The sequence below is a fragment of the Microcoleus sp. FACHB-SPT15 genome (assembly GCF_014849525.1).
Taxonomy (GTDB): domain Bacteria; phylum Cyanobacteriota; class Cyanobacteriia; order Cyanobacteriales; family Coleofasciculaceae; genus Symplocastrum; species Symplocastrum torsivum.
This window is the reverse complement of the sequence record NZ_JACJNU010000053.1, coordinates 260,419-282,363: the sequence shown is the minus strand read 5'-3', so window position 1 is coordinate 282,363 and position 21,945 is coordinate 260,419. Positions and strand designations below refer to the sequence as shown.

Here is a 21,945-nt window from a genome sequence, read left to right as displayed (position 1 = left end):
ACGAATCTCTTCGTTTCGCTACAACTAGAGTGTTGATTTCTAAGCCTCCAGAGTTTTAAGGAGGCTTATTTTTTAGTCATGCGGTCGTTGAATAATCTTCTCTAGAACCCGCCGCTTCGCTTTGGTGTCAATGCCGATCAAGCGAACATACTCACCCCTATGCTCACCTAAGCTTTCTGCTAAAGTAATGATTGCTTCTGATGCTTCATTACCTTGGAACGAAGTACCACTTTGCCAAGCATTAGTGCGGACTCGACGCTCATTGGCGTACTCGATACTAAGTCGGTAACCTTGAGCCAAAAGCTCACGAATTTGCTCTTGGGTTTCTAGATCTAATGGAATACTCGGTACCTGTTTACTGCTGTTACTAGAATCGCTAAAGCCATTAGAAGCGCTAGTACTTGTTGACTCGTCCCCTAAATTATTAGAAGCGATCGCATTCCCATTTTCCGGCTTTGTCGGGGCAGGACGACTGGAACCTCTTGGTTCTTGAGGAGTTACCCGTAATCCGAGACCTTGATTGTACTCCCTGACTAGTCGCATATCCTCTATCTGCTTCTGTTCACCAGTCAACAGATTGCCAAACTCGATTAAGCGAGGTAGTTGAAAATTCGGCTTGGGAAACTTTGGTGGTTCTTCTGCACTGTTTACTATTCGTGAGGAGACTCTGTCAATTCCAATCTTGTGAATGAACTCACGGATTTGTTCATCGTAAACACGCGATCGCAACGCACTAAAGAAATCAATCGCTTGATTCGAGAACGTCTCAACTAACTGTTCGATCTCGCGGCGAGGTAGTCCATCTTCAGAAAAGATACCTTCAACAACACCGATTTTGTCTTCTCGATTAGGTTCCCAGAAGAACTTCTCCATCCGACCATCCCGAATTAATGGGGCATACAGTGTGGAAAAGTCATTCCCGGTGACAATGATTGGCACACGAGGGAGAGGTGTTGAGTCGTAACTGCCTGGGAGTTGTACATCTGTCGGGTTATCGGCAATGTTCATCAAGGTGCCGTTCACCAACTGAGTATTGACCGTATATTGAGTGCCTTGATCAAAGCGCCCAGCCCCAGCATCTAAATCATTAATCATCAGTACAGCCATCTTGCCTCGTACCTTGATCAATTCTGCCGCTTCCCGATAGCGTAAGCGAATCAAACGTGAAGGATCGCCAGCATCTGGGCTTTCGAGTTCACCCGCTGACATGTGGACAGCTTCAACACCCATGCGCTCAAACACGAGTTCACACTGAAAGGATTTTCCCTCTCCTTTGCGACCATGAATCCCTAAAATGAGAGGAACTCGGACTCCAGGTAAGTCAAGATAATTTTTGGTGATGTGAACAGCGAGTTTGTCAAGGAATCGGGGAGAAATGTAATAGCTCATCGGTGTAGATGTAAATAAGGCATCGCCAAAACTTAATCATACATAAGCGATCGCAGGGGAAGGCGGGGAAGGTAGGGCAGAAATTCTCCCTCATCACCCTGATTCATCTATGGCTGTAGACCTCTTTGTGAGTAATATTGCTTAACTTAGCTGCTCAACGCTTTGCGATCGCCGCTAATATTAGACTAAAGTAAACAAGTGTAAAGAAAATCTTACTTTTACCTGCTCCCTGATTTAAAGCCTCCTTTGGTGTCCACGCTAAAAACTTGGATAAAAACTCACAATGCAGCATCTTTTTCCAAAACGAATACTGGTATCTCTAGCGGCGTTTTTCCTTGCCCTCTCGGTTTGGGCGATCGCGCCTGTAGCACAAGCCTACGACAACCCCGATCTCTTGCCTAATACTCAAACACCAGTAATTGACCTAGCCAACTTCCTCCCAACGCTTCAGGAACAAGCACTCATTAAAGATTTAGAAAATTTCGAGGCGGAAACTGGCTGGAAATTGCGAGTTTTGACTCAGTATGACCGCACACCGGGTCGAGCCGTCAAAGAGTTCTGGGGACTTAACGATAAAAGTGTACTACTGATCGCTGACTCACGCGGTGGTAATCTACTTGGGTTTAATGTGGGTGATGCCCTTTATCCATTCCTTCCACGCACGTTCTGGGTTGAGTTGCAGACGCGCTTCGGCAATCTCTACTATGTCCGTGACAATGGTGAAAACCAATCAATTGTTGACTCCCTAGAGACAATTAAGACCTGTCTGCGTCAGGGGGGCTGTAGGGTTGTCCCCGGTTTGCCAAGGGAACAGTGGCTTCTCACCCTTATTACTTCAACCTTGGGTGGTGTAATTTGCGGGTTTGCTGCTATCCCCCGTAAAGAAGGACAAGTCTTTGCTTGGCAATGGGCATTAATTTTCTCACCTCTGTGGGGTATTCTATTTATTGCTTTTGGGATTGGGCCTGTCATTACACGAACCTCGGATTGGTTACCGCTATTTCGTAACGTTATCGGCTTTGTCCTTGGGGCATTAGTCGCTTACTTATCACCGATCATTAATCAATCCTCCACATCTGAAACCTAAACCGTCGAATACAGTAGATAATTAATTGTTGGTGGCGTCTAGCTTTTTGCGAGAGCTTCACAGCTAGATGCCTTTAGCCCTATGTGAGACAAACCCTTAAAAAAACTCAGAATAATTAACACTATTTGTATAGTGAATTACAGTAAAATAATTAACCTTCTCACACAAGGGCTTAAAAACAGCAAATCAGATTGGGATTGAAAAAGTCATGGAATGGCATGCAACGGATGCCCAAAGTTTGGCAATTATTGACCGAGAAATGGGCGAGCACGTCTTTTCACCAGCAGAATATGAGATTGTGCGCCGAGTGATTTATGCAACTGCTGACTTTGAATATCAGTCTCTAATTCATTTTTCTGAGCGAGCTTTACAAGCGGGAGCAGCAGCGCTAGCGGCTCGTAGCACGATTGTGGTTGATGTCCCAATGGTACAAGTTGGCATTACTCCCCATATCCAAAACACCTTTGCCAATCCCGTGTATTGCAGCATGGAAGCGCTAACGCGACCCCAAAAAGAAAAGACACGAGCGGCTTGGGGTATACAAACGTTAGCCAGACGCTACCCGGAAGGGATTTTTGTTGTTGGTCAGGCTCAGACGGCACTGACAGCACTAGTTGAGTTAATCGAGGCAGAGGAAATTCGACCAGCCTTGGTCATTGGCACACCTTCGGGATTTGTTGAAGTGGATGTCGCCAAAGATCGACTAAAAGACTCGTTTATCCCCCATATTCGGATTGAAGGTCGTAAGGGTAGCGCAGTGGTTGCGGCTGCAATTGTCAACGGTTTAGTAGATTTGGCTTGGCAAGCGTATGGTCAGGACACTAATGGTGTTAGCTGACAGGACTGGTTATTAATAACGATTGGGTCAATTAGAGAGAAAGCTCTAGAAGATTCTGGGAGAACCATTGCAGCAACCACAAAGCGTGATGGTAGAGGAAGGAGGCGATCGCAAATGGTAAAAACACCGACAAAAACACTCACCCTAGATGAGTTTCTGAAACTACCAGAAACGAAGCCAGCGAGTGAATACATTAACGATCAAATCATCCAAAAGCCAATGCCTCAGGGGAAGCACAGCCAGTTACAGGGTAAGCTACTCACTGCCATTAACGAGGTTTTCGAGGCTCAGCAGATTGCCCTTGCCTTTCCAGAACTGCGATGTACCTTTGGGGGACGCTCAATCGTACCCGATGTAGCGATGTTTGCCTGGGAGAGGATACCCCTTGATGAGAATGGGGATGTTGCCAATGTATTTGAGGCTGCTCCTGATTGGACGATTGAAATTCTCTCTCCTGACCAAAGCTAAACCAAAGTTACAGAACAACGAGCAAAGCCCACCTCATTCATGGGTGGGATGTAGCGTTAGCGCTTTTAAGCGCCGTCAGTTTTTTCCTTGAGCTTCAATATACTTTTGAATTGTTGAACTAGCTACATTGCCAGCGGTAGACACAAAGTATGCCCTAGTCCACATACTAGGAAGCTTCATTAACTCAGGAAACTCTTTTCTCAAGAATCTAGCCGTCCGTCCTTTGATTCGATGCATCAACTCTGATGGAGCAATATTGGGTGGGGAGTTGATAAACAAGTGGACGTGTTCGGGTTCTATGGCAAGACTTAAAACCTCGCACTCTAGCGCACTCGCTGCATCATGAATAAGTATGTCTAGTCGCTGTTTGATGCTCCCAGTTAGTACTCTTCGCCTTCTACGGACAATCCAGCAGAAGTGGTAGTTCACCAGTGAAACCGATGTGTGTTTATGTCGATACTCTTGAGCCATGTGTCTATCGCAATAAGTCTATAGACATCGTACAATAGACAACATGAAAACTTTGAAGTTCAAGCTATACAGTCACAAGCGCAATCGGTATCTTAAGCGGTCAATCAATGCTGCTGGAGTTATCTATAACCATGCGATTGCACTTCACAAACGGTACTACCGGATGTGGGGAAAGCGCTTGAACTGTGCGCGACTTCAGAAGCATATTGCCAAGTTGCGCAAGCGTAACCCGTTTTGGCAGTTGGTAGGTTCTCAAGCTGTTCAGGATATCTGCCAGCGGATTGATAAAGCCTACCAACTCTTCTTCAAGCATCACAAGAAAGAAGTTAGACCACCAGGGTTTAAGAAGGTCAAGAAATATAAGTCATTCACCCTTAAGCAAGCTGGCTATAAGTTCTTGGGTGGTAACCGAATCAAGATAGGTAGCAGAGTTTATCAATACTGGAACTCAAGGAAAATCGAAGGGACGGTCAAGACGCTGACCATTAAGCGGACACCTCTAGGTGAGTTGTTTATGGTGGTCGTTGTTGACAGTGTTCTGGAGCCAGAACTCAAAATCATGACTGGTAAAATAGCGGGTTTTGATTTCGGCTTAAAGACATTCCTCACTTGTTCTGAAGGGTTTGGTGTTGACTCGCCTCAGTTTCTGAAGGTTTCACTCAATGCTATTGGCAAGGCATCGCGCCAACACTCTCTTAAACAGAAGGGGTCAAACAATCGAGAGCAAGCAAGAAAGCACTTAGTCCGTCAACATGAGGCTGTCTCTAGCCGAAGACGTGATTGGTTCTGGAAGCTGGCACACGATTTGACCAACAAGTTTGATGTGTTGTGCTTTGAGACTCTAAACCTCAAGGGAATGCAACGCCTGTGGGGACGCAAGATTGGGGATTTAGCATTAGGTGAATTCCTGGCGATTCTAGAATGGGTAGCTAAAAAGAAGGGCAAGCAGGTTGTCTACATTGACCCCTGGTATCCCTCTAGTAAAACCTGTTGTTGTTGTAGCCATGTCTTAGAATCCCTGGATTTATCGGTCAGGCGTTGGCGTTGCCCGTCTTGTCATTCGGTTAATGACCGAGACAGGAACGCTGCGTTAAATATCAAAAGAGTTGGGAGTCCGACTCTAGGCGTAGAGGATGTTAGACAGGATTTAATCCTGCAATCCTTGCTAGATGCCTGAATCCCATCGACTTCTAGCCGTGGGAGTGGCTCAATGGGAATATCCTGCACTGCCTCAAGCACGGTAGTCGGTTAGGTTGGCTGATTGACCCAGATGAACGCTCTGTGCTGGTATACCCACTGGGACAGCAGCCGGAACTGTTTCGAGAACCAAAAGACGTGCTACCTGTCCCAGACCTTGTAGCAGACTGGCAAATCACTGTGGGAGATTTGTTTGGTTGGTTGAGGTTAGGAGGCAATTCTTTTACATAGATGCTACGCGATCAATAGAATAACTTAACGATCGCATGGCAATTCCTTTAGCGAATGCGACGCTTCGTCTTGGCGGCACGTTTTTTTGGAGAAGTTGCCTCTCTAGATTCGCCCAACTGACGGCTAACCTGATCAAAAACATCTCGTTGCACATAGGGATAGTCACTGACCCAAAGATTCAGGCTAGGAATATAGACATCAGATGTCTTAGCGATGCGTCCTAGGTCAGATTGATTGGACATCACTAGCATTTCAGCAATTTGACCAGGAGCAATTCCTTTATGAGTACGACGTAGCGGCACTTGTAGCTGGGTTTCAAATCCTGTCTCATCACCCACATCTAAGTTGAGGCGTCGCTCTCGATTTTCAACAATCAATAATTCACCTCGGTTATTGACATTTTCCTCGGTACCAATCAACTCTTCTGTTACAAAAACATCCAAGACTTCACCACGCCAGAAGCCGCTATATTTGTAGCGTCGTATCTCAAGGTTACGCCTGGTTGCCCAGTAAATAGGTGCCCACAGCCAGTAAAGTGCAGCAATGATACCGAGTAACAAGCGTACAGGATTGAAACCTTCTCCTAATGCTAGTCCCAAAATTAGAACAACGACGACTGCTATCACAGAAATCAGCAGTCGTTTTATAAAAACAGGGAATTTTCCCCAACAGTAGGCGTATTGAGGCCCTGTCGCAAGGATAGGAATGACTTGTTCAAACTTCTGGCGTGTGATGGGAACTAGCATAGTTGTTGTTTGTTGTTTGTTGTTTGTTGTTGGGGATTTGCTAAAAACAAATAACCAACAACGAGTTAGAGGATTTTTTCTAATCCGTAGAGAAGGGATTTAAGCTGGGTGACTTTACGAATTGCCAGCAGTACTCCTGGCATATAGCAGGAGCGATCTGTAGTATCGTGACGTAGAGTGTAGATTTGACCAGGCGCACCGAAGATGACTTCCTGGTGAGCGATAAGACCTGGTAAGCGAACGCTGTGGATACGAATATTGTCATCCGCAACACTGCCCCTTGCCCCTGCTAATTTTTCTGTTTCTTTAACAACAGCCTGATTGTAAGTTTTTCCCAGCCCTGATAGCTGTTGAGCCGTTTGAATAGCCGTGCCGCTAGGGGCATCGGCTTTTTGATTGTGGTGCAGCTCAATAATTTCAACGTGGTCAAAGTATTGAGAGGCTTGAACGGCTGCCTGCTGAAGCAACACCATGCCAATGGAGAAGTTGGGAATAATTAAGGCACCCGTGCTGGCTTTTTCGGCAAAGTCTGCGAGTTCTTGAATTTGCTCTGAACTGAGTCCTGTCGTGCCAACAACAGGTCGAACGCCATATGCGATCGCACTCCGCACATTTTCATAAACACCGCTGGGGTGAGTAAAATCTACCATGACACCCTGCACTTTTTCCTGGGTCGCCATTACTAGTGTCGCTTGTAAGTCATTCAAGATGGGAATCTCAACAGGACCACACCCAGCGACTTCACCCGCATCTTGACCCAGGTAATTTGGGTTACGGTCAATAGCACCCAGCAAGGTCATATCTTCGGCTTCGGTAACAGCCTTAATGACCTCACGACCCATTTTGCCACCAGCACCATTGACCACGACGGGGATGGGAGATTGATTAGACATAATTCCAGGATATCCTTGGGAACGATCAAGCGAATTTTAGACCAAGACGTGGGAACGAAGCGAGTTGGCTGAAAAACAATGCCTTACACGAAGTTGTTGACAGTTGACTGCTGATTGTTCACGGTCGATTACAGGACAAGGTTACCTTTAACTGATGCGGCTTGGTAATAGCTCATCTTGAGTACTGACTGGAAAACTTAGATACAGTTGCAGTACAGTGAAATTTAGGCGAAAAAATGTTTGTGGAGAACAGCACTTTTGGAACGATTTGAGGTAGCTGAAACTGTACCCCTCCCTGTGGCATCAGTTTGGAAAGCCCATGAAGATGTGCAGCTTTTGGAGCGTGTTGCTCCACCTTTTCCCCTAGTCCGGCTTAAAGAATCGAACATTGTTTGTACTCTGGGCACTCAATTTACAGTGCGAGTCGAGTTGTTCGGCATTGGGATTGACTGGCAAGCCAAAATTACTCATTGGGACCCCCCAGTTTGTTTCGTAGACGAACAAGTCAGTGGTCCTTTCCGCATCTGGGAGCATACTCATCAGTTTATGGCAATTACCTCTGAATCAACCCGCATCGTTGATTCGGTGAAATTTGAACTCAATCCCCTGGTGGATGGTACATTGATTCGCCTAGGGTTGGAGACAATGTTTAAGCTGCGGATGCAAAACCTTAAGCAGACGCTTATGTATAGCTAAGTAGCCCTGTGTCTTGGTTAAGCTGAAGTTTTTTTTCAAAAAGCGCCCAAAAGCCTTGTAGCTACAAGGAAAACTGCTATTTTGCCCTGTGCAGTTACTGGGTACATTAGAGGGAGATACCCAATAGCTCAAACGCTTTGTGCTGCAAGGGTGAATGGGTCGAACTTGCAGGTCAACTGACTCTTCATATTCAACCCTGCCTAAATAGTAGCTCTATTCCCGCCGAGGTCTACTAGCCAAATCTGCCTAGCTATACTTGGGTAGCTGAATTTTTGGTGCAAATAAACTTTGCAGACGATGTTGTTGAGCACCACCTTGGTAAAGTAAATCTCCTTTCCCCAACAAATAAGCTGCTGCCGTGAGTTTTCCGCCTAGAACAATGCTTGAATCTGCCTCGCTAGCGGTACGCAGGGCAACTCGTCCTGGTAAATTGGAGCGGATGATTGGTGTGACAACGCTAGCTTCTGGGCGTTGAGTTGCAATAATAAGGTGAATTCCAGCCGCCCTTGCCATAGCACCGAGGCGTTTGATACTCAGTTCCAAAGCTTTGCGGGTGTCTTTTTCTGCCATGAAATCAGCATATTCATCAAAGATACAGACAATACGAGGCAAAGGTTGGGCAACGTGTTGATTATAGGTAGTCAAGTCGGCACAACCAGCAGCTTCAAACAACTGATAACGATGCTCCATTTGTGCTACCAACTCATCCATTAGTTCAATTGCACTATCGCTATCTTTGACAATTGGTGACAATAACCAGGGCATCTGTTCAAATTCTGGAAAGGTAACACGCTTAGGGTCTACCAACGCAATTTTTAGTTGGGATGGGGAATGACGGTAAAGTAGGGAGAGGAGAAGCGATCGCAAAAACTCACTCTTGCCACTGCCAGTTGTGCCTCCTACTAAAAAGTGACAAGTATTTGGATCAGATAAATCAGCCTCTTTCAACTGCCCATCCAAATCCACCCCGATTGCAATTCGTACTCGTACCTCAGCAGAAGATTTTTGGGGCTGAATGTACTGCTCAAAGCTAGCAACTTGCCTGTCTGGACGGGGCAAATCAACACTGACATACCCTGCTTGAGGAGCAATTAGTGGAGGATTTTCTATCCCCAACTGCACTTGCAAATCAGCAGACAATTTCAGGAGAGAGTTTACCTTAACACCCAGATGAGGTTTGAGCTTCACCCGAATGAAAGCAGGGCCAACAGCCGCCCCACAATAATCGACTCCAATATTAAAGGATTGAAGAGTCGCTACCAAGTTTTTCCCAATTGCCTCAGCATCAACTGGCGATAGCGGCGGTGGTAGCTGGGTAGGTACTGATACTGTTGGCGAGTCAATGGAGAACTCCTCTTCTAAAGGGAGAGAGAAGTCTTTCTCCCCCTTCCCTGGCAGGGAAGGGGGTTGGGGGGTTAGGTTTTTTAATTCGCTAGCAACATTAGATACTTCACCACCCACATCAAAATAGGTTTGGCACTTTTTTCGCTGAGGGCAAATATCACAGAATAAGTGTGGATGAGGTGTAGGTGGTGGTGGATTGGGTTCAGGCGGTTCCCAATCGATCCATTGGCGCATCTGTTGTAATTTCTGGGGAATCAACTGATGCACCGTGTTTTCGAGTTCGTGCCAAGTGAAGGTAAGTTCGTCCCAGTTGGGCAAAACACTGTAGACGGCTGAGTCTATAGGTACTCCAAGCTTTTCCCGTAGCATATAGCTGTAGAGGGCAACTTGAGCTAGCTGAGCCGATTTATCTGGTGACTGATAGGTTTTATACTCCACCACGCAGAGGCGGTGGTGTTCAAAGTCATAAACCAGGCTATCAAATCTCCCCTGCACTAATTGCTGCGTACCATCGGACAGTTGGAAGTAATGCTTAACGCTGGGTTTAAAATCGATCAGCGTTTTGCTAAGGACATCCGATGCATTGCAATAGCGCCGATTTTGCACCAACAATTGTGCCCAGCGTCGGATTAGTCCTTTCAATCCTTCCCAAAGCTGGAACAAAGCAGGTGCTTTCCCTGGATCAGTTTGGCTAGCCGCTTGCAGATGGGGATAAAAGGCTAATTCGTAAAATAGCTGCTGTAAGTCTTGAGCGATCGCATCTACATTTAGTTCATCTGCCTCTGGCTCAAGCAAGGCTTGGAACCTCGGTTCCTGTTTAGCCATAAACGCAAAATGGTCAGCTAATTGATGAAATTCCGTACCAACTTTAGGGGGATTACCTGATGGCTGAAACACCGTCTTTCCACCAAAGCGATGTCCCAGATAAAACAAGCGAGGACACTCAAAGGCAACTCGAACTTTGGTAACGCTCAAAGAGTGGTGTTCAGAATGGGAAATCTTAGCCACTGGCTCTGGTTTAATTGGGTTAGTTAGTTCTACTAAACAGCGATGAACATGAGCCAGATAAACCGTGTCCATCTTTGCATACTGTAGCTGCTTTTCGCTCAGAGGTCGCCGTCCCCAGTCGCTTCCCTGTTCTTCTTCATCTACATTGGAGAACTGGCAAATTTCTACTGCTAAGGTTTTGAGTTTCTTGTTGGATACTTTCAGGGGATTGGGGCGACTCGGTTTGGTCAAATTTTTGACCATTTTAAAGGTACAAGTTACATTTTTTGATTGCTCTTTACCTCCTAGATACTTTACATCGAAGCTAGCGTTGTGAAAGACTTTTTCAATATTGGGATTTCCCATGATTTGGTTAACAAAATATTTCACCAAATCAGGCTTATCTAAAACATCCAGAATGTAAGCGGCATCGCCAGTCAAATCTTTAGCATCGGCTAACACCTGAATCAAGGACAGTCTTGGGTTTGTAGTATGCCAGTCAGCGACTTCGGTATCTAACCAGAGAGTTTTTGCAGAAGCAATTTGGTTGATGAGCGCCTGGATATCTGCGACTTGTGTTAGGTAGGACATTGGCTAAGATAGCCTAATTATTTTTAAAGTAAACTTCAGACAATTGACAGCATTAACTAGCTTTCGGTACTAAACAGACTAACTGTGCTTTTGGTTTCGCACGAGGGTCAAGAATTTGAATTTTATCTTCCTGACACAGTTGGTCAATTAATTGGTCAATTTGAGATTCATCAACATCAGGAAACTGGCTGCTAGCATTTTGAATTAATGTTTGTCGCCCTAGAAATTGCTGGGTTATGACAAAATTCAACAAGAAATCTTTGACAGGCTCAAGGGATGGAGGTTTAATAGGGCTACCCGGAACAATTTCTAAATCTTGCAATAAAGGACAATCCTGCAAAACTTCAGATTCACGGATGAGGGCTTGTAAATTTTTCAAGCCAATAGTTTCGCCTCTAATAACGAAGTCTCCCTCACGCGCATCCTTCACCAAGTCGTAATAGGTAACTAAATATTGAACAGAGAGTGGGTTTGGGGTAATTCGGTGATGAGGAGAACCTGTGAAGATTTTCGTATAAAGTTTATAACCCTTATTATTGGGTTTGCCCAGTCCTTCTGCGCGAACCAAGTACAGAGTTTGGCACAAATTTTTCTCAACTGCCTTCCGACAAGCTTCCATTACATGGAAAAAAGTACCCATGTTTTGGTCTTCTGTCCAAACAACTCCTATTCGTTCCGGCTTGCCAGACATTTTATAGCTAAGTGAATGACTAGCAAATTTTGTTCCGGTTAGGAGTGGAGTCTTTACTTCTTCTGCTTGCAATGCAGTTAATCCTTCTTGCAGCATCTGAATTAATTCGGGTGAGGATTCCTGACGAACTTTAGTAATTCTCTGCTGAACTTTATTAAAATCCTCAATCCATTTCAATTTAAAGTTGGCTAGTAGCTCTTCGCGATCGCTTTCATCTGTTTTCTTTTTCTTCGTAGGTTTGAATGAGCCTTGTTGCCCGCCAGCAAGCCATTTTTTATAATCCTGAACTACATCCCGACCAAACATGAGTGCTTCTCTAGGATTAGTTTTACCCCGCTTAAACTCCTCTCCTAAAACTTGCTGAGTTAAAGGATAAATAGGAGAATTGGGTCTGGAATTCGCTTGATGATGCAGTGGGGAGAGACGAGTAGCCAGCAGGAATTCTGCATCCTTCAGGCTAATAGGTTTTAGATAAGCTTCTGTATCAATACGAGCTTTGTGAGATTGGTCAATACGACTCTCATTCTGTCTCCAGGTATCAGTAGTGATACTGATAATAATCAAAAAGTTATTGTTTTCGTCGTGAATTTTAGTTTTAACGCTGAATAAGGTTTGTAAATCAGGAGAGCCATTAAGCAAACGGGCAATACTTTCTAGTTGGTCGAAGCACAATACAATTGGCTGGGTTTCGGCAGAAATTCTACCAAAGTTGGCTAAGGTTTCACTTGCGGCTTCTTCTGTATCAATAGAGCCTTTAACTCCCAGTTCCTTTAGAGACTCTTCACTTAAATCATCTCCTTGTAGCCATTGGCAGGCTGAAGTGTACAATTCTGGATTGGTGAGATCGTGCAGTACTCCAAAAAAGTTGTCTGCATTGTAGATACCTGCTTGTTTGTAAGTGTTTTTGAGGTGATTGATGAAATGTTTCCGATCGCTTGTGAATAATTCCCAAAAGTTATCCTTCAGGACTCTCGCTCCTAGGCTGTGTTTTGTGAAAGCAGATAGACTCTTGAGCCAGAGCATTAACTGAGAATCTTTCTGTCCCTCTGGGACTTGTATCATACTATCTACGGTGTAGCGCAAGATATGCCGCCAGATACGATCGCTCTGTGGAAATGGCTTGATGTAGACAAAAAAGGCTTTATGATTTAGCTTCTTCTTGAGCCGTCCCAATAGATAAGTTTTACCAGAACCCGGATCGCCTTGAAGCATCACAGTGCGAGTGCAATGATCTTGGACAACTTGATCGAGGGTTTCTTCTATAGTAGCGATCGCATCTTGATGAATCGATTCAACTACAGGTTCTGGCTGTTTTTGCGGCTGCCAAAAGTTAACAGAGCGGTAGTTATCAAAAGGGTTGGTACTTTTGAGAATGACGTTATCAATGGATGTCATGTTGCTGATATCTTTGTTGGGCTGATTGCTTTAGAGTGCTAAGAATTGAGATGCTAATTTTTACTTCGTTGTAACCTTAATAAAAAACAGCGGACTACCTGAACGCTGCTTGATTCCTGCACTAATTTGCTCTTGAGAGTAGCGGCTTGCTTCTACCAAGGCACTTAGTTCAATCTGATCATTTCCTTCCAGACGGTAGAGTGCTTCATCGAAACCATCCCTGGACAGCAGTGGTTCTAACTTTTGGCGCAAATGAAAAATCGGCAGATAATTTCCCGTCCCCAGTTCTTGATCTAAATCCCGAATCATCTGCAAAATCTGTTCGTCACTAGGTTGACTCATCGGTGCAGTTGCCGATGGCGTCTGTGGAAGTTCCTGCTGTTTTTCCATCTGAATGCTCAGAGATTTCCGCAAAAAGCGCAGGTAACTGTTCAGCATATCTAGGCTAAGAACAGGTTGAGAGCCTTTGGAGGTGTACTCATCTCGAAGGCACTGTTGTCCTCGCTCAGAAAGTGAGACTTCTTTGACTTTAGTCTCTAGCTCAATTAGTCCCCTGTCTGCCAAGCGCTGAATAATTGCCTCTCGTTCCGCAACTGGAACCCCCGTCTTCCCAGGACTAATCTTTTCCTTTTCACTAGCCCGAAGCACTTTGAGTTCTTTGTCTGTCACTGGCACCCCAGTTGAGTCTGACTTGAGCAGTGCTTTACCTGGAGAAGTAAGCTTGAGTTTGGTCACTTCGTAGGAACACTCAACTAACTCGCGAGTCAGCAGTTTGCGACAAATCCGTTCTCGCTCAGTCGCTGACGTTTTAGAATTTGGCGTAATCTTGGATAAAGGTGCCCGGTAATCGGGAAAACCCAGCAACTTCAAGAGAAACTTCAGCTCATTCGTATCCATTCACCTACCCTCACCTATTTGTAACAACACCTCAGAAGCTACATAAACACCCGAAACCTGACCTGTAGTTATTGTTACGGCAGGTTGACAAAATAGCTTCCGAGAATATACGGAGGTTGGCAGTTGCACTCGCCGCAACTACTAAGTACCCATCTTCTGCTACCCTAACAAATCCTATTTCAAGGTGACAAAAAATAGTGGGCTACCTGCACGTTGGGGGATTCCTGCATCAAATTCCTCTACAGACTGGCACCATGCTCTTGGTAGCCTAAACCTACGTTCCGCTTATAGAAGAGAGCAATATGACAATCCCCTCAGGACTTAACCTGAAGGGATTTTTGGTAGGATGCGATCGCTTGAAGCGCCTTCATAAAGATTGGTAACCCTTGCTACTCTCTTTGTCCCTGATTAGTTTGTTTAGCTAATTGTTCCAACCTAATGATAAGGCGATCGCGCTTTTTCAACGGCTAAGAAAGAGAGTTACTTTGAGTTATACTTTCCTCTCAAGAAAACCTCTTTATGATTCACTTAGGACTCACACTGGGGATTAGGATTATTTAAACACATCCAAGTTCCCGGCTTGAGTCGATCTGAATCCCTAGAATACTGAGTATTCATATTATCATTAGTTTCAGTAGCAGAGGATGGCTCATTCATTTGCATTTGATTATTTTCTTCAGTAATCGGGTCTCCAGGCACTACCCGATCGACGCTTGGGTCACTTGGAGAAGGAGCTGTGGGAACATTTTGATCGCCTTCTGGTCTAGGAGATCCATTGGTATCCATTCCAGCCTGTGCTAAAAATTCTTGGTTCTTCCCATTTGATTCAGCCGAGGAAGTAGGAATTAATGCAAAAGCTGGAAAACTCAGTAAAAGACTAGCAGTAGCAAGTCCTGCTACGCTGAAAAGTTTACTGATTGAATTTTTATTCGACTGTGTACTCATCGGTATTTTCCTTATTGTTAGCTAAAAGAGGTTTAGGATTTCTGTTGTCTTGTTGAATTTCAAAAGCTCTTATTCGCTTCATTCAAACCTGACTAAGTTACCTCAATTCAGTCCAAAGAACTGAAAGGTAAAACTTGTTACTAATATTAATACCCTTAATCACTCAGTTTATCTATCTAAAGAGTTGTATCTCAATATTTTTTTATATCTAAAGTAGGTCAAATTTTTTACATCTATCTACAGCAATAATCAAGTGAAGAGATAAAGTAGAAATTAGATTATATTCAACCTTAAAATAAAGCTTTCAGCCCTTAATACCAATTTTCTAAACTCTTTCTCGACTAGCAAAGTGCGATCGCATTTCACAAAGAATCAACGAGATCGCATACCTTGATCACAACACTTCAGCTTCTTTAGCCTTTTATCACTGAAGAGCTGATGTAATCTATCTTCGCAGCTGAAGTCTGTAACTACCACCCAAAAGTTGAACTACGCGGTAGCGGTTGCGGAACAGAGGTGAGAGTGTTTGTGAACCGCAGCTTAAGCAAAACTTATTTCCATTCGGATTGAAGGGGTTTGAGCAGTTAGGATTGGAACAATAGAGCATATTTGGGAAAGCATCAGCAGATTGTGTCTATACCTAAAGTTTTCCCAAAACTCAGGTGAATAGTGAGCCTCATGCCAACAACTCATCTACCGCTACACTAAAACCCAGCAGTATCTTTTGAGTGCTAACTACCTCACCCGATTTAAACCCTAATATCTGAGTTTGAGTCATCACCAAGACTAAACGACTCTTAGGGAACACTAACCAAACTTCCTCACAACCTGATTGTAGATATTCCTGTGCTTTGATAAATACGTCCTCAGCCACATCAGTAGGCGAAACAATTTCAGCAATTAGCGGGAAACTTTGTGGCAATATATCTGCCTTACTAAACTGCGTGACTAGTTCAGGCGTAAGATAGGCAACATCTGGACGCCGCACTTGCTTAGTCGTGCGACAAGGTACATCAGTATAGACTTTTCCCCCTTGTCCACTGGAGATTGTGTAACTCCTCCAGTAAAAGTACAAATTTCCCTGAATTTCACTATGCTGTAATGTCATCCCATCTTTCTCTATAAATTGCCCATCCACCCACTCCATGTGTTCCGGGAGATTGAACATCAAGTCATCTAAAGAGACATTTTCCGATACAACCGCAGTCGCTACCATAGCTATAACTCCTTTGCAGTCTTGATTCAGAGGAATAGTTCTGCTGCTGTCAGCTTAGCGCTTCACACCCTCTTGCAGCTAACGCCCTAAAATGGAAAGAAAGACTGTTTAGATTTGTGTAGCCTTTCCTGGCGGAAAAATATTTATGGTAGCTGCTGTTTTAATCCAGAACCTCCAGAAGCGCTATGGCTCAGTGGAAGCCGTTAAGGATATTTCCTTTCAAGTGGAACCTGGAGAAATCTTTGGGTTACTGGGTCCCAATGGTGCAGGTAAAACCACGACAATTCGCTGTCTTTGTACTTTAACGACACCCGATGCAGGTAAGGTTGAGATATCGGGGATTTCTGTTATTGCTCAGCCGAGGTTAGCGAGACGACGTTTAGGTTATGTGGCTCAAGAAGTTGCCTTAGATAAGGTACTCACCGGACGAGAACTTTTGCAACTGCAAGCAGCCCTTTATCACCTCCCTAATGCGGCTGCTAAAAAACGGATTGAAGAAGTGATCAATCTGTTGGGCTTAGAAGAATATGCTGATAAAAAGACTGGCACCTATTCTGGGGGCTTGCAAAGACGCATCGACTTAGCCGCAGGATTGCTGCATCAACCGGATGTTTTGGTGCTAGATGAACCAACGGTTGGGTTAGATATCGAAAGCCGCTTCGTCGTGTGGGATTTGTTGCGTAAGCTGCGAGAAACGGGAACCACGGTTTTGATTACCAGCCACTATTTAGAAGAGATTGATGCACTAGCTAACCGAGTGGCGATTATTGATCGGGGAGTTGTGATTGCAGAGGGGACACCTTCCCAATTGAAAGATCAGGTAGGAGGCGATCGCATTACACTTCGCCTCCGTGAGTTTTCTCCCATTGAGGAAGCCCAAAAAGCTAAAGATATGCTTCAAACTCTACCCTTTGTGCAAGAAATCATTATTAATAACGCTCAGGGTAACTCTCTAAATCTTGTCGTGAAACCCCAAAGTGATGCGTTAATGAGCATTCAACAATCGTTGAAAGACGCTGACTTACCAACGTTTGGAATTGCTCAAGCACGACCGAGTTTGGATGATGTCTATCTTGCGGCTACTGGTCGAACCTTACTAGATGCTGAACTCGCCGCTGCCGGGAAACGCGACCCTAAAGCCGAGAAAAAGCAAAATATGCGGTAGTTTAGGCGGTTTTGTAGGAGAGGCACAGCAGCCTACCTTATGTGACACTAGCCGCCAAATTAACGACTCTCCAAAAGACAAAGAAATTCATTTGAAACAAAGAAAAAATTAAGATGAGCGGAACTATTACTCCTTCTAAACCTGACATCAAATTGCAGTCAGAACTATCTAGTCAAATCCCAGCTAATGATACTCCTAGCCTCGGTGAATTTGTCCAAGAAACTTTTGCTTTAACCAAGCGTCTATTCATTCAGCTACAACGGCGTCCTTCCACATTAATTGCTGGAATTATTCAACCTGTTATGTGGCTGGTTCTATTTGGGGCACTATTTCAAAACGCGCCTCAAGGACTATTTGGCAATGAACTCTCCTATGGGCGATTTCTCGGTGCTGGTGTGATTGTTTTCACCGCTTTTGCTGGTGCGCTGAATGCTGGGTTGCCAGTGATGTTTGATCGGGAATTTGGTTTTTTGAACCGTTTACTGGTTGCCCCTCTCGCCTCTCGCTTCTCAATTGTTGCCGCGAGTGCGATTTACATTATTGTCCTCAGCTTGCTTCAGGCTGGGGCAATTGTTGCCGTGAGTGCCTTTTTAGGCGCAGGTTTACCGGATCTTTTGGGTTTGGGAATCATTGCCCTGATTGTCTTTTTGCTGGTTGTGGGTGTCACAGCCTTGAGTTTGGGACTCGCTTTTGCACTACCGGGGCACATTGAGCTAATTGCGGTAATTTTTGTGACGAACTTGCCTCTACTGTTTGCTAGTACTGCCCTTGCACCTCTTTCCTTTATGCCGAGATGGTTGCAGGTTGTGGCAAGTCTCAATCCGTTGAGTTATGCGATCGAGCCAATCCGTTATCTTTATACTCATTCTGGATGGTCGCTCGGTAGTATTGTCATGCAAGCACCTTGGGTATCCATTACGTTTGGTGGCGCACTTCTTGTCCTTTTAGCCTTTGATGCTGTAGTACTAGTGGCAATTCAGCCCCTACTGCGTCGTCGTTTTTCGTAGCCTAGAATCGTTAAAATCAGTCTATTGAGCTGTAAACTGCCATGAAAATAAGCAACCCATTGGTTTCTGGATTTGCCTTAACGTTGCTAGTTCGTCTTGCTTTAGGTGTTGGACTCTCAGCTACCCTAGCCGCAATCTCGTCGGCTATACTACCCCAAACGGCGTTGGCACAACCAGCCGACAGAGTTCAACCCCTACAAGACTTCAACACTCAGCAAAATGAGGTAGATCCTTTCACAGGTAGCGCTGGTGGTGGTGGTTTTAGCGTTTTTGACTTGATTCACAACTCCAGACTGTACAATTCGCGTGACATGAATGACTTCACGACTGAAAGCCGCGAAAACATAGATGATGCGGCTGCACAGTTTCGTCAGCAACAGTTACAGAGATTAGGTAATCCAGTGTCTCCTATGACTCCAGAGACAACGCCGCAGGTAGAAAGCGTACAGTAGACGTTTTGGTTGCAGCCAATTTTCGCCCCCCTAGGGCGTGTTTTCTGGCTTTCCCCGTCAGATTCAGATCCCCCAAAATCCCCCTTTTTAAGGGGGACTTTGACTGAATTCTTCCCCTTTTTTTAAGTGGGGCAGGGGGGATCGAAGGGTTTAAAAACACACCCTTGCCCCTCAATTCAGGGGAAATCAAAATTCAAAGTCCCCCAGAATTGGGGGATTTAGGGCGCATTCCGGGATTTATGCAAGATGTCTAGTTAACTCAGTAAAAGACTTAACACAAATAGGGGCACAGCATCATGCCGTGCCCCTCGTTTATGCAATCTCTCGTTTATTTTCTAAGTGGCTTAGCCCGCAGCAGCCAGAATATCTTGGGCATGGCTAGCGGTGTTGACACTGGCATCAACATGGGTAATTTTGCCATTGCCGTCAATGATGTAGGTGACACGCTTAGCATAACCGCCACCATCAACATCGTAAGCTTTGGTAATGGTTCCATCGACATCTGCTAGCAACTGAAAGGGCAAACCATACTTCTCTTGAAAGAGTTTATGGGATGCCTCGTCATCCCGACTCACACCCAGTACAACCATGTCTTTGCCTTGATATTCGGCGTAGTTGTCCCGAAAACTTTGAGCTTGCTTGGTGCAGCCAGGGGTGTCGTCTTTAGGATAAAAATATAAAACAACAGTTTTACCAGCAAAGTCTGATAGGGAAACGGTCTTTCCCTCGCTATCTTTGGCAGTAAATGCAGGTGCATCCGTACCAACTGCTAAAGCCATAAATCTTATATTCCTGTTGGTTTAAGTGATCGTCCAACTTTAGATATTACAATAAATTAAAATTTTTCCGGCTTTAACTCAGAAGTGGTTGAAAGAAATGGCTAAGTCCTGAACGCTTCTATACCGCCCGTGAGGAATGCGCTTGTTGAAACCGCTTAAGATAGAAAAAATGATTCGCTAATCAGCGTTGTGTTAATATATCAGCCGTTGCAATGACTTTAATTCAGCCTTTAGAGAGCCAATCTATTCAATATCCTGCCCGTACTGTTAAACGAGCAGAACTGGCGATGCGTTGTTTACCATTCCTGCTTCCTCTATTTGTCGCAATGCGCTCAAAGAGTGTTCCCTTACAGGCGATCGCAGGACAAGAGGCTGTCAAACAGCATTATACAAAACGCCCAATGTCAGAGTTGGCAGTAGAAAGCGGATTAATGTGGCTAATCCAAGTCGGTGTTTTGCGGCGAGAAGTTGATGGTCAAGGCATCACTGATAGTTTTCGCTTAACCCCATTAGGACGCCAACTGATAAAAACCTGGGAAGCTCAGGGAGGGACGTTGCCTCCCCCATCTTTTATGGATCGGCTTTATAATGCGTTGAGCCGATGGTTGCGATTACCTATCTAAGCAACATTTTAAGGGTACCTTCTACAAGTCTTGCCTCACCTATCCCCTACCCGTAACCCTGATTTATGAAAGCTATTATGGTCGTGGGGACAACGTCCCATGCAGGAAAATCATTAGTTGCAACAGCATTGTGCCGCATTCTTTCGCGGCGTGGTTGGCGCGTTTCGCCTTTCAAGGGGCAAAATATGGCGCTAAATGCTTATGTAACACCGACTGGGGGAGAAATTGGTCATGCACAGGCAGTACAAGCTTGGGCGGCGGGTGTGATGCCTTGTGTAGAAATGAACCCGATTCTCCTTAAACCTCAAGGAGATATGACTTCCCAAGTCATTCTCATGGGTAGGGCAGTCGGTCAGGTTAGCGCCTCTGATTATTACGAACAGTATTTTGCTAAAGGTTGGCAGGCAATAGAAGAATCCCTACGGCGTCTGGGCAATGAGTTTGATTTGATTGTTTGCGAGGGCGCTGGTAGTCCAGCAGAGATTAACCTCAAGCACCGCGACTTAACGAATATGCGAGTTGCGATGCATTTAAATGCTCCCACATTGCTAGTCGTTGATATTGATCGGGGTGGGGCATTTGCTCATGTTGTTGGGACTCTGGAACTCTTGGAACCAGAGGAACGCGCCTTGATTAAGGGTGTGGTGATTAACAAGTTTCGGGGACAGCGATCGCTTTTGGAACCAGGAATCAAGTGGTTAGAAGAACGCACTGGTATTCCTGTTGTCGGTGTCATTCCCTGGATGGAACAGTTGTTCCCTGCTGAAGATTCTCTAGATTTGCTTGAGCGCAACTTCAAGAAAAAGCAAAATAGTGAACTAACAATCGCTGTAATTCGGCTTCCCCGAATTTCTAACTTTACTGACTTTGACCCCCTCGAAGCTGAACCTAGCGTTACTGTAAGATACATTTCCCCCAATCAATCGTTGGGACATCCCGATGCCGTAATTCTTCCAGGCACTAAGACAACAATCGCAGACTTGATGCTACTGCAAAAAACGGGCATGGCGGCAGAAATTCAAAGCTATGCCGCCGCAGGTGGTACAGTTCTTGGCATTTGTGGGGGATTCCAAATGCTGGGGAAAATGCTAGCTGACCCAGAAGGTGTAGAAGGTCAAGAGGGACGCTATCAGGGGTTAGATTTATTGCCCTTAAAAACAGTCATTACAGGTAACAAAGTTGCACGTCAGCGACTTGTATCGTCCAATTATCCCCAGGTAGGTTTACCTGTTGCAGGATATGAAATTCATCAAGGGCGGTCGCGACTCATCGAATCGGAAAATGCAGACAAACAGTCTTCCTATAAACCTCTTTTTGATGACCCAGGTTTAGGAATTGTTGATGTGAGTCAATCTATTTGGGGCAGTTATCTCCACGGTCTTTTTGACAATGGACCTTGGCGACGCGCTTGGTTGAATTACCTTCGACAGCAACGGGGACTACCCTCCCTCCCTACAGGTGTCGCGAACTACCGCGAACAACGGGAGACAGTTTTAAACTCACTTGCCGATATTGTGGAAGCTCATTTAGATTTAAGTCCGATTTTACCGTCCCAAAAAGCATGAGTATTAGCATTCGATTTTTGCCAGACAATGTGAAAATTGACGCCGAAGCGGGAGAACCGATGCTTCAGGTCGCTGAACGGGCTGGCGTTTTCATTCCTACGGGTTGCCTAATGGGGACTTGTCATGCCTGTGAGGTCGAAATTGAGGATGGTGCAACCATTTGTGCCTGTATCAGTGCTGTACCAGCAGGTCATGAAGAGTTGACGATTAATCTCTACAGTGACCCTACTTGGTAAAATAAGCGCTCAGCTATCAGTGGCTAGCTTTTGAAA

The 21,945-nt window shown here is 45.0% G+C and carries 22 protein-coding genes and 1 pseudogene; 12 read left to right on the top strand and 11 right to left on the bottom strand.

What is annotated here, in order from left to right:
- Positions 1-72: 72 nt before the first annotated feature.
- Complete coding sequence (locus H6F98_RS20300; protein WP_192220504.1) at positions 73-1,389, bottom strand: ribulose bisphosphate carboxylase small subunit; 1,317 nt, start codon at positions 1,387-1,389, stop codon at positions 73-75.
- 283 nt (positions 1,390-1,672) lie between these two features.
- On the opposite strand from H6F98_RS20300, the gene H6F98_RS20295 reads away from it, so the two are divergent.
- From H6F98_RS20295 to H6F98_RS20285, 3 genes and pseudogenes are all read left to right on the top strand, one after another.
- The gene (locus tag H6F98_RS20295; RefSeq protein WP_192220503.1) at positions 1,673-2,476 is read left to right on the top strand and encodes a TPM domain-containing protein; all 804 of its coding nucleotides are present in this window, start codon (positions 1,673-1,675) and stop codon (positions 2,474-2,476) included.
- Between the two features lie 208 nt (positions 2,477-2,684).
- Complete coding sequence (locus H6F98_RS20290; RefSeq protein WP_192220502.1) at positions 2,685-3,314, top strand: precorrin-8X methylmutase; 630 nt, start codon at positions 2,685-2,687, stop codon at positions 3,312-3,314.
- Between the two features lie 114 nt (positions 3,315-3,428).
- Positions 3,429-3,779, top strand: a pseudogene (locus tag H6F98_RS20285) (Uma2 family endonuclease); the annotation flags it as partial.
- A 78-nt stretch (positions 3,780-3,857) separates the two neighbouring features.
- On the opposite strand, the gene tnpA reads toward H6F98_RS20285, so the two are convergent.
- Positions 3,858-4,253 carry an IS200/IS605 family transposase gene (tnpA, locus tag H6F98_RS20280; RefSeq protein ID WP_192220501.1) on the bottom strand — a complete coding sequence of 132 codons (396 nt, stop codon included), beginning with the start codon at positions 4,251-4,253 and terminating at the stop codon, positions 3,858-3,860.
- Between the two features lie 43 nt (positions 4,254-4,296).
- Here tnpA and H6F98_RS20275 point away from each other — a divergent pair, with 43 nt between their 5' ends.
- The gene (locus H6F98_RS20275; RefSeq protein ID WP_192220500.1) at positions 4,297-5,430 is read left to right on the top strand and encodes an RNA-guided endonuclease TnpB family protein; all 1,134 of its coding nucleotides are present in this window, start codon (positions 4,297-4,299) and stop codon (positions 5,428-5,430) included.
- Between the two features lie 41 nt (positions 5,431-5,471).
- The gene (locus H6F98_RS20270) at positions 5,472-5,681 is read left to right on the top strand and encodes a Uma2 family endonuclease (RefSeq protein WP_192220705.1); all 210 of its coding nucleotides are present in this window, start codon (positions 5,472-5,474) and stop codon (positions 5,679-5,681) included.
- Between the two features lie 47 nt (positions 5,682-5,728).
- On the opposite strand, the gene H6F98_RS20265 is transcribed toward H6F98_RS20270, so the two are convergent.
- Together H6F98_RS20265 and dapB are read right to left on the bottom strand one after the other, a co-directional pair.
- Positions 5,729-6,427 carry a phosphate ABC transporter permease gene (locus tag H6F98_RS20265; protein ID WP_192220499.1) on the bottom strand — a complete coding sequence of 233 codons (699 nt, stop codon included), beginning with the start codon at positions 6,425-6,427 and terminating at the stop codon, positions 5,729-5,731.
- A 65-nt stretch (positions 6,428-6,492) separates the two neighbouring features.
- A complete protein-coding gene (dapB, locus tag H6F98_RS20260; RefSeq protein ID WP_192220498.1) occupies positions 6,493-7,320 on the bottom strand; it encodes a 4-hydroxy-tetrahydrodipicolinate reductase in 828 nt (275 codons plus the stop codon).
- A gap of 258 nt (positions 7,321-7,578) precedes the next feature.
- Between dapB and H6F98_RS20255 the strand changes: the two genes are divergently transcribed.
- Positions 7,579-8,016 carry an SRPBCC family protein gene (locus H6F98_RS20255; RefSeq protein ID WP_192220497.1) on the top strand — a complete coding sequence of 146 codons (438 nt, stop codon included), beginning with the start codon at positions 7,579-7,581 and terminating at the stop codon, positions 8,014-8,016.
- 246 nt (positions 8,017-8,262) lie between these two features.
- Here the strand turns inward: H6F98_RS20255 and H6F98_RS20250 are convergent, their stop codons facing one another.
- From H6F98_RS20250 to H6F98_RS20230, 6 genes are all read right to left on the bottom strand, one after another.
- On the bottom strand, positions 8,263-10,938 hold the full coding sequence (locus H6F98_RS20250; protein WP_192220496.1) for a DNA translocase FtsK: 2,676 nt from the start codon (positions 10,936-10,938) through the stop codon (positions 8,263-8,265).
- A gap of 52 nt (positions 10,939-10,990) precedes the next feature.
- Complete coding sequence (locus H6F98_RS20245) at positions 10,991-13,024, bottom strand: ATP-binding protein (protein WP_192220495.1); 2,034 nt, start codon at positions 13,022-13,024, stop codon at positions 10,991-10,993.
- A 60-nt stretch (positions 13,025-13,084) separates the two neighbouring features.
- On the bottom strand, positions 13,085-13,921 hold the full coding sequence (locus H6F98_RS20240; RefSeq protein WP_192220494.1) for a hypothetical protein: 837 nt from the start codon (positions 13,919-13,921) through the stop codon (positions 13,085-13,087).
- Between the two features lie 528 nt (positions 13,922-14,449).
- Positions 14,450-14,866 carry a hypothetical protein gene (locus tag H6F98_RS20235; protein WP_192220493.1) on the bottom strand — a complete coding sequence of 139 codons (417 nt, stop codon included), beginning with the start codon at positions 14,864-14,866 and terminating at the stop codon, positions 14,450-14,452.
- A gap of 445 nt (positions 14,867-15,311) precedes the next feature.
- Positions 15,312-15,473 (bottom strand): 4-Cys prefix domain-containing protein, encoded by a 162-nt coding sequence (locus H6F98_RS34640; RefSeq protein WP_396812689.1) that lies wholly within the window; start codon positions 15,471-15,473, stop codon positions 15,312-15,314.
- Between the two features lie 69 nt (positions 15,474-15,542).
- Complete coding sequence (locus H6F98_RS20230; RefSeq protein ID WP_192220492.1) at positions 15,543-16,082, bottom strand: Uma2 family endonuclease; 540 nt, start codon at positions 16,080-16,082, stop codon at positions 15,543-15,545.
- Between the two features lie 145 nt (positions 16,083-16,227).
- Between H6F98_RS20230 and H6F98_RS20225 the strand changes: the two genes are divergently transcribed.
- The 3 genes from H6F98_RS20225 to H6F98_RS20215 all read left to right on the top strand — a co-directional run bounded on the left by H6F98_RS20225 (position 16,228) and on the right by H6F98_RS20215 (position 18,706).
- Positions 16,228-17,247, top strand: coding sequence for an ABC transporter ATP-binding protein (locus tag H6F98_RS20225; RefSeq protein WP_192220491.1), 1,020 nt, complete (start codon positions 16,228-16,230; stop codon positions 17,245-17,247).
- A gap of 113 nt (positions 17,248-17,360) precedes the next feature.
- Positions 17,361-18,254: an ABC transporter permease gene (locus H6F98_RS20220; RefSeq protein ID WP_192220490.1), complete on the top strand. Its 894-nt coding sequence runs from the start codon at positions 17,361-17,363 to the stop codon at positions 18,252-18,254.
- Positions 18,255-18,295: 41 nt separating this feature from the next.
- Positions 18,296-18,706 (top strand): hypothetical protein, encoded by a 411-nt coding sequence (locus H6F98_RS20215; RefSeq protein WP_192220489.1) that lies wholly within the window; start codon positions 18,296-18,298, stop codon positions 18,704-18,706.
- Positions 18,707-19,050: 344 nt separating this feature from the next.
- On the opposite strand, the gene H6F98_RS20210 is transcribed toward H6F98_RS20215, so the two are convergent.
- Entirely contained in the window at positions 19,051-19,485 is a 435-nt protein-coding gene (locus H6F98_RS20210; protein WP_192220488.1) for a peroxiredoxin, read from the bottom strand.
- A 212-nt stretch (positions 19,486-19,697) separates the two neighbouring features.
- Here H6F98_RS20210 and H6F98_RS20205 point away from each other — a divergent pair, with 212 nt between their 5' ends.
- The 3 genes from H6F98_RS20205 to H6F98_RS20195 all read left to right on the top strand — a co-directional run bounded on the left by H6F98_RS20205 (position 19,698) and on the right by H6F98_RS20195 (position 21,909).
- On the top strand, positions 19,698-20,108 hold the full coding sequence (locus tag H6F98_RS20205; RefSeq protein ID WP_192220487.1) for an Npun_F0494 family protein: 411 nt from the start codon (positions 19,698-19,700) through the stop codon (positions 20,106-20,108).
- Positions 20,109-20,173: 65 nt separating this feature from the next.
- Positions 20,174-21,673, top strand: a complete 1,500-nt coding sequence (cobQ, locus tag H6F98_RS20200; RefSeq protein ID WP_192220486.1) for a cobyric acid synthase CobQ — start codon at positions 20,174-20,176, stop codon at positions 21,671-21,673.
- The gene (locus H6F98_RS20195; RefSeq protein WP_192220485.1) at positions 21,670-21,909 is read left to right on the top strand and encodes a 2Fe-2S iron-sulfur cluster-binding protein; all 240 of its coding nucleotides are present in this window, start codon (positions 21,670-21,672) and stop codon (positions 21,907-21,909) included. The genes cobQ and H6F98_RS20195 overlap by 4 nt, the downstream gene beginning before the upstream one ends.
- Positions 21,910-21,945 lie beyond the last annotated feature (36 nt).

Excerpts from the sequence above, each read along its gene's own strand:
- H6F98_RS20240 (WP_192220494.1), bottom strand. The coding sequence starts at position 13,921 with ATGGATACGAATGAGCTGAAGTTTCTCTTGAAGTTGCTGGGTTTTCCC.
- H6F98_RS20245 (WP_192220495.1), bottom strand. The coding sequence starts at position 13,024 with ATGACATCCATTGATAACGTCATTCTCAAAAGTACCAACCCTTTTGAT.
- tnpA (WP_192220501.1), bottom strand. The coding sequence starts at position 4,253 with ATGGCTCAAGAGTATCGACATAAACACACATCGGTTTCACTGGTGAAC.
- H6F98_RS20300 (WP_192220504.1), bottom strand. The coding sequence starts at position 1,389 with ATGAGCTATTACATTTCTCCCCGATTCCTTGACAAACTCGCTGTTCAC.
- H6F98_RS20290 (WP_192220502.1), top strand. The coding sequence starts at position 2,685 with ATGGAATGGCATGCAACGGATGCCCAAAGTTTGGCAATTATTGACCGA.
- H6F98_RS20275 (WP_192220500.1), top strand. The coding sequence starts at position 4,297 with ATGAAAACTTTGAAGTTCAAGCTATACAGTCACAAGCGCAATCGGTAT.
- H6F98_RS20210 (WP_192220488.1), bottom strand. The coding sequence starts at position 19,485 with ATGGCTTTAGCAGTTGGTACGGATGCACCTGCATTTACTGCCAAAGAT.
- H6F98_RS34640 (WP_396812689.1), bottom strand. The coding sequence starts at position 15,473 with ATGCTCTATTGTTCCAATCCTAACTGCTCAAACCCCTTCAATCCGAAT.
- H6F98_RS20215 (WP_192220489.1), top strand. The coding sequence starts at position 18,296 with ATGAAAATAAGCAACCCATTGGTTTCTGGATTTGCCTTAACGTTGCTA.
- cobQ (WP_192220486.1), top strand. The coding sequence starts at position 20,174 with ATGAAAGCTATTATGGTCGTGGGGACAACGTCCCATGCAGGAAAATCA.
- H6F98_RS20230 (WP_192220492.1), bottom strand. The coding sequence starts at position 16,082 with ATGGTAGCGACTGCGGTTGTATCGGAAAATGTCTCTTTAGATGACTTG.
- dapB (WP_192220498.1), bottom strand. The coding sequence starts at position 7,320 with ATGTCTAATCAATCTCCCATCCCCGTCGTGGTCAATGGTGCTGGTGGC.
- H6F98_RS20295 (WP_192220503.1), top strand. The coding sequence starts at position 1,673 with ATGCAGCATCTTTTTCCAAAACGAATACTGGTATCTCTAGCGGCGTTT.
- H6F98_RS20265 (WP_192220499.1), bottom strand. The coding sequence starts at position 6,427 with ATGCTAGTTCCCATCACACGCCAGAAGTTTGAACAAGTCATTCCTATC.
- H6F98_RS20225 (WP_192220491.1), top strand. The coding sequence starts at position 16,228 with ATGGTAGCTGCTGTTTTAATCCAGAACCTCCAGAAGCGCTATGGCTCA.
- H6F98_RS20195 (WP_192220485.1), top strand. The coding sequence starts at position 21,670 with ATGAGTATTAGCATTCGATTTTTGCCAGACAATGTGAAAATTGACGCC.
- H6F98_RS20235 (WP_192220493.1), bottom strand. The coding sequence starts at position 14,866 with ATGAGTACACAGTCGAATAAAAATTCAATCAGTAAACTTTTCAGCGTA.
- H6F98_RS20220 (WP_192220490.1), top strand. The coding sequence starts at position 17,361 with ATGAGCGGAACTATTACTCCTTCTAAACCTGACATCAAATTGCAGTCA.
- H6F98_RS20250 (WP_192220496.1), bottom strand. The coding sequence starts at position 10,938 with ATGTCCTACCTAACACAAGTCGCAGATATCCAGGCGCTCATCAACCAA.
- H6F98_RS20205 (WP_192220487.1), top strand. The coding sequence starts at position 19,698 with ATGACTTTAATTCAGCCTTTAGAGAGCCAATCTATTCAATATCCTGCC.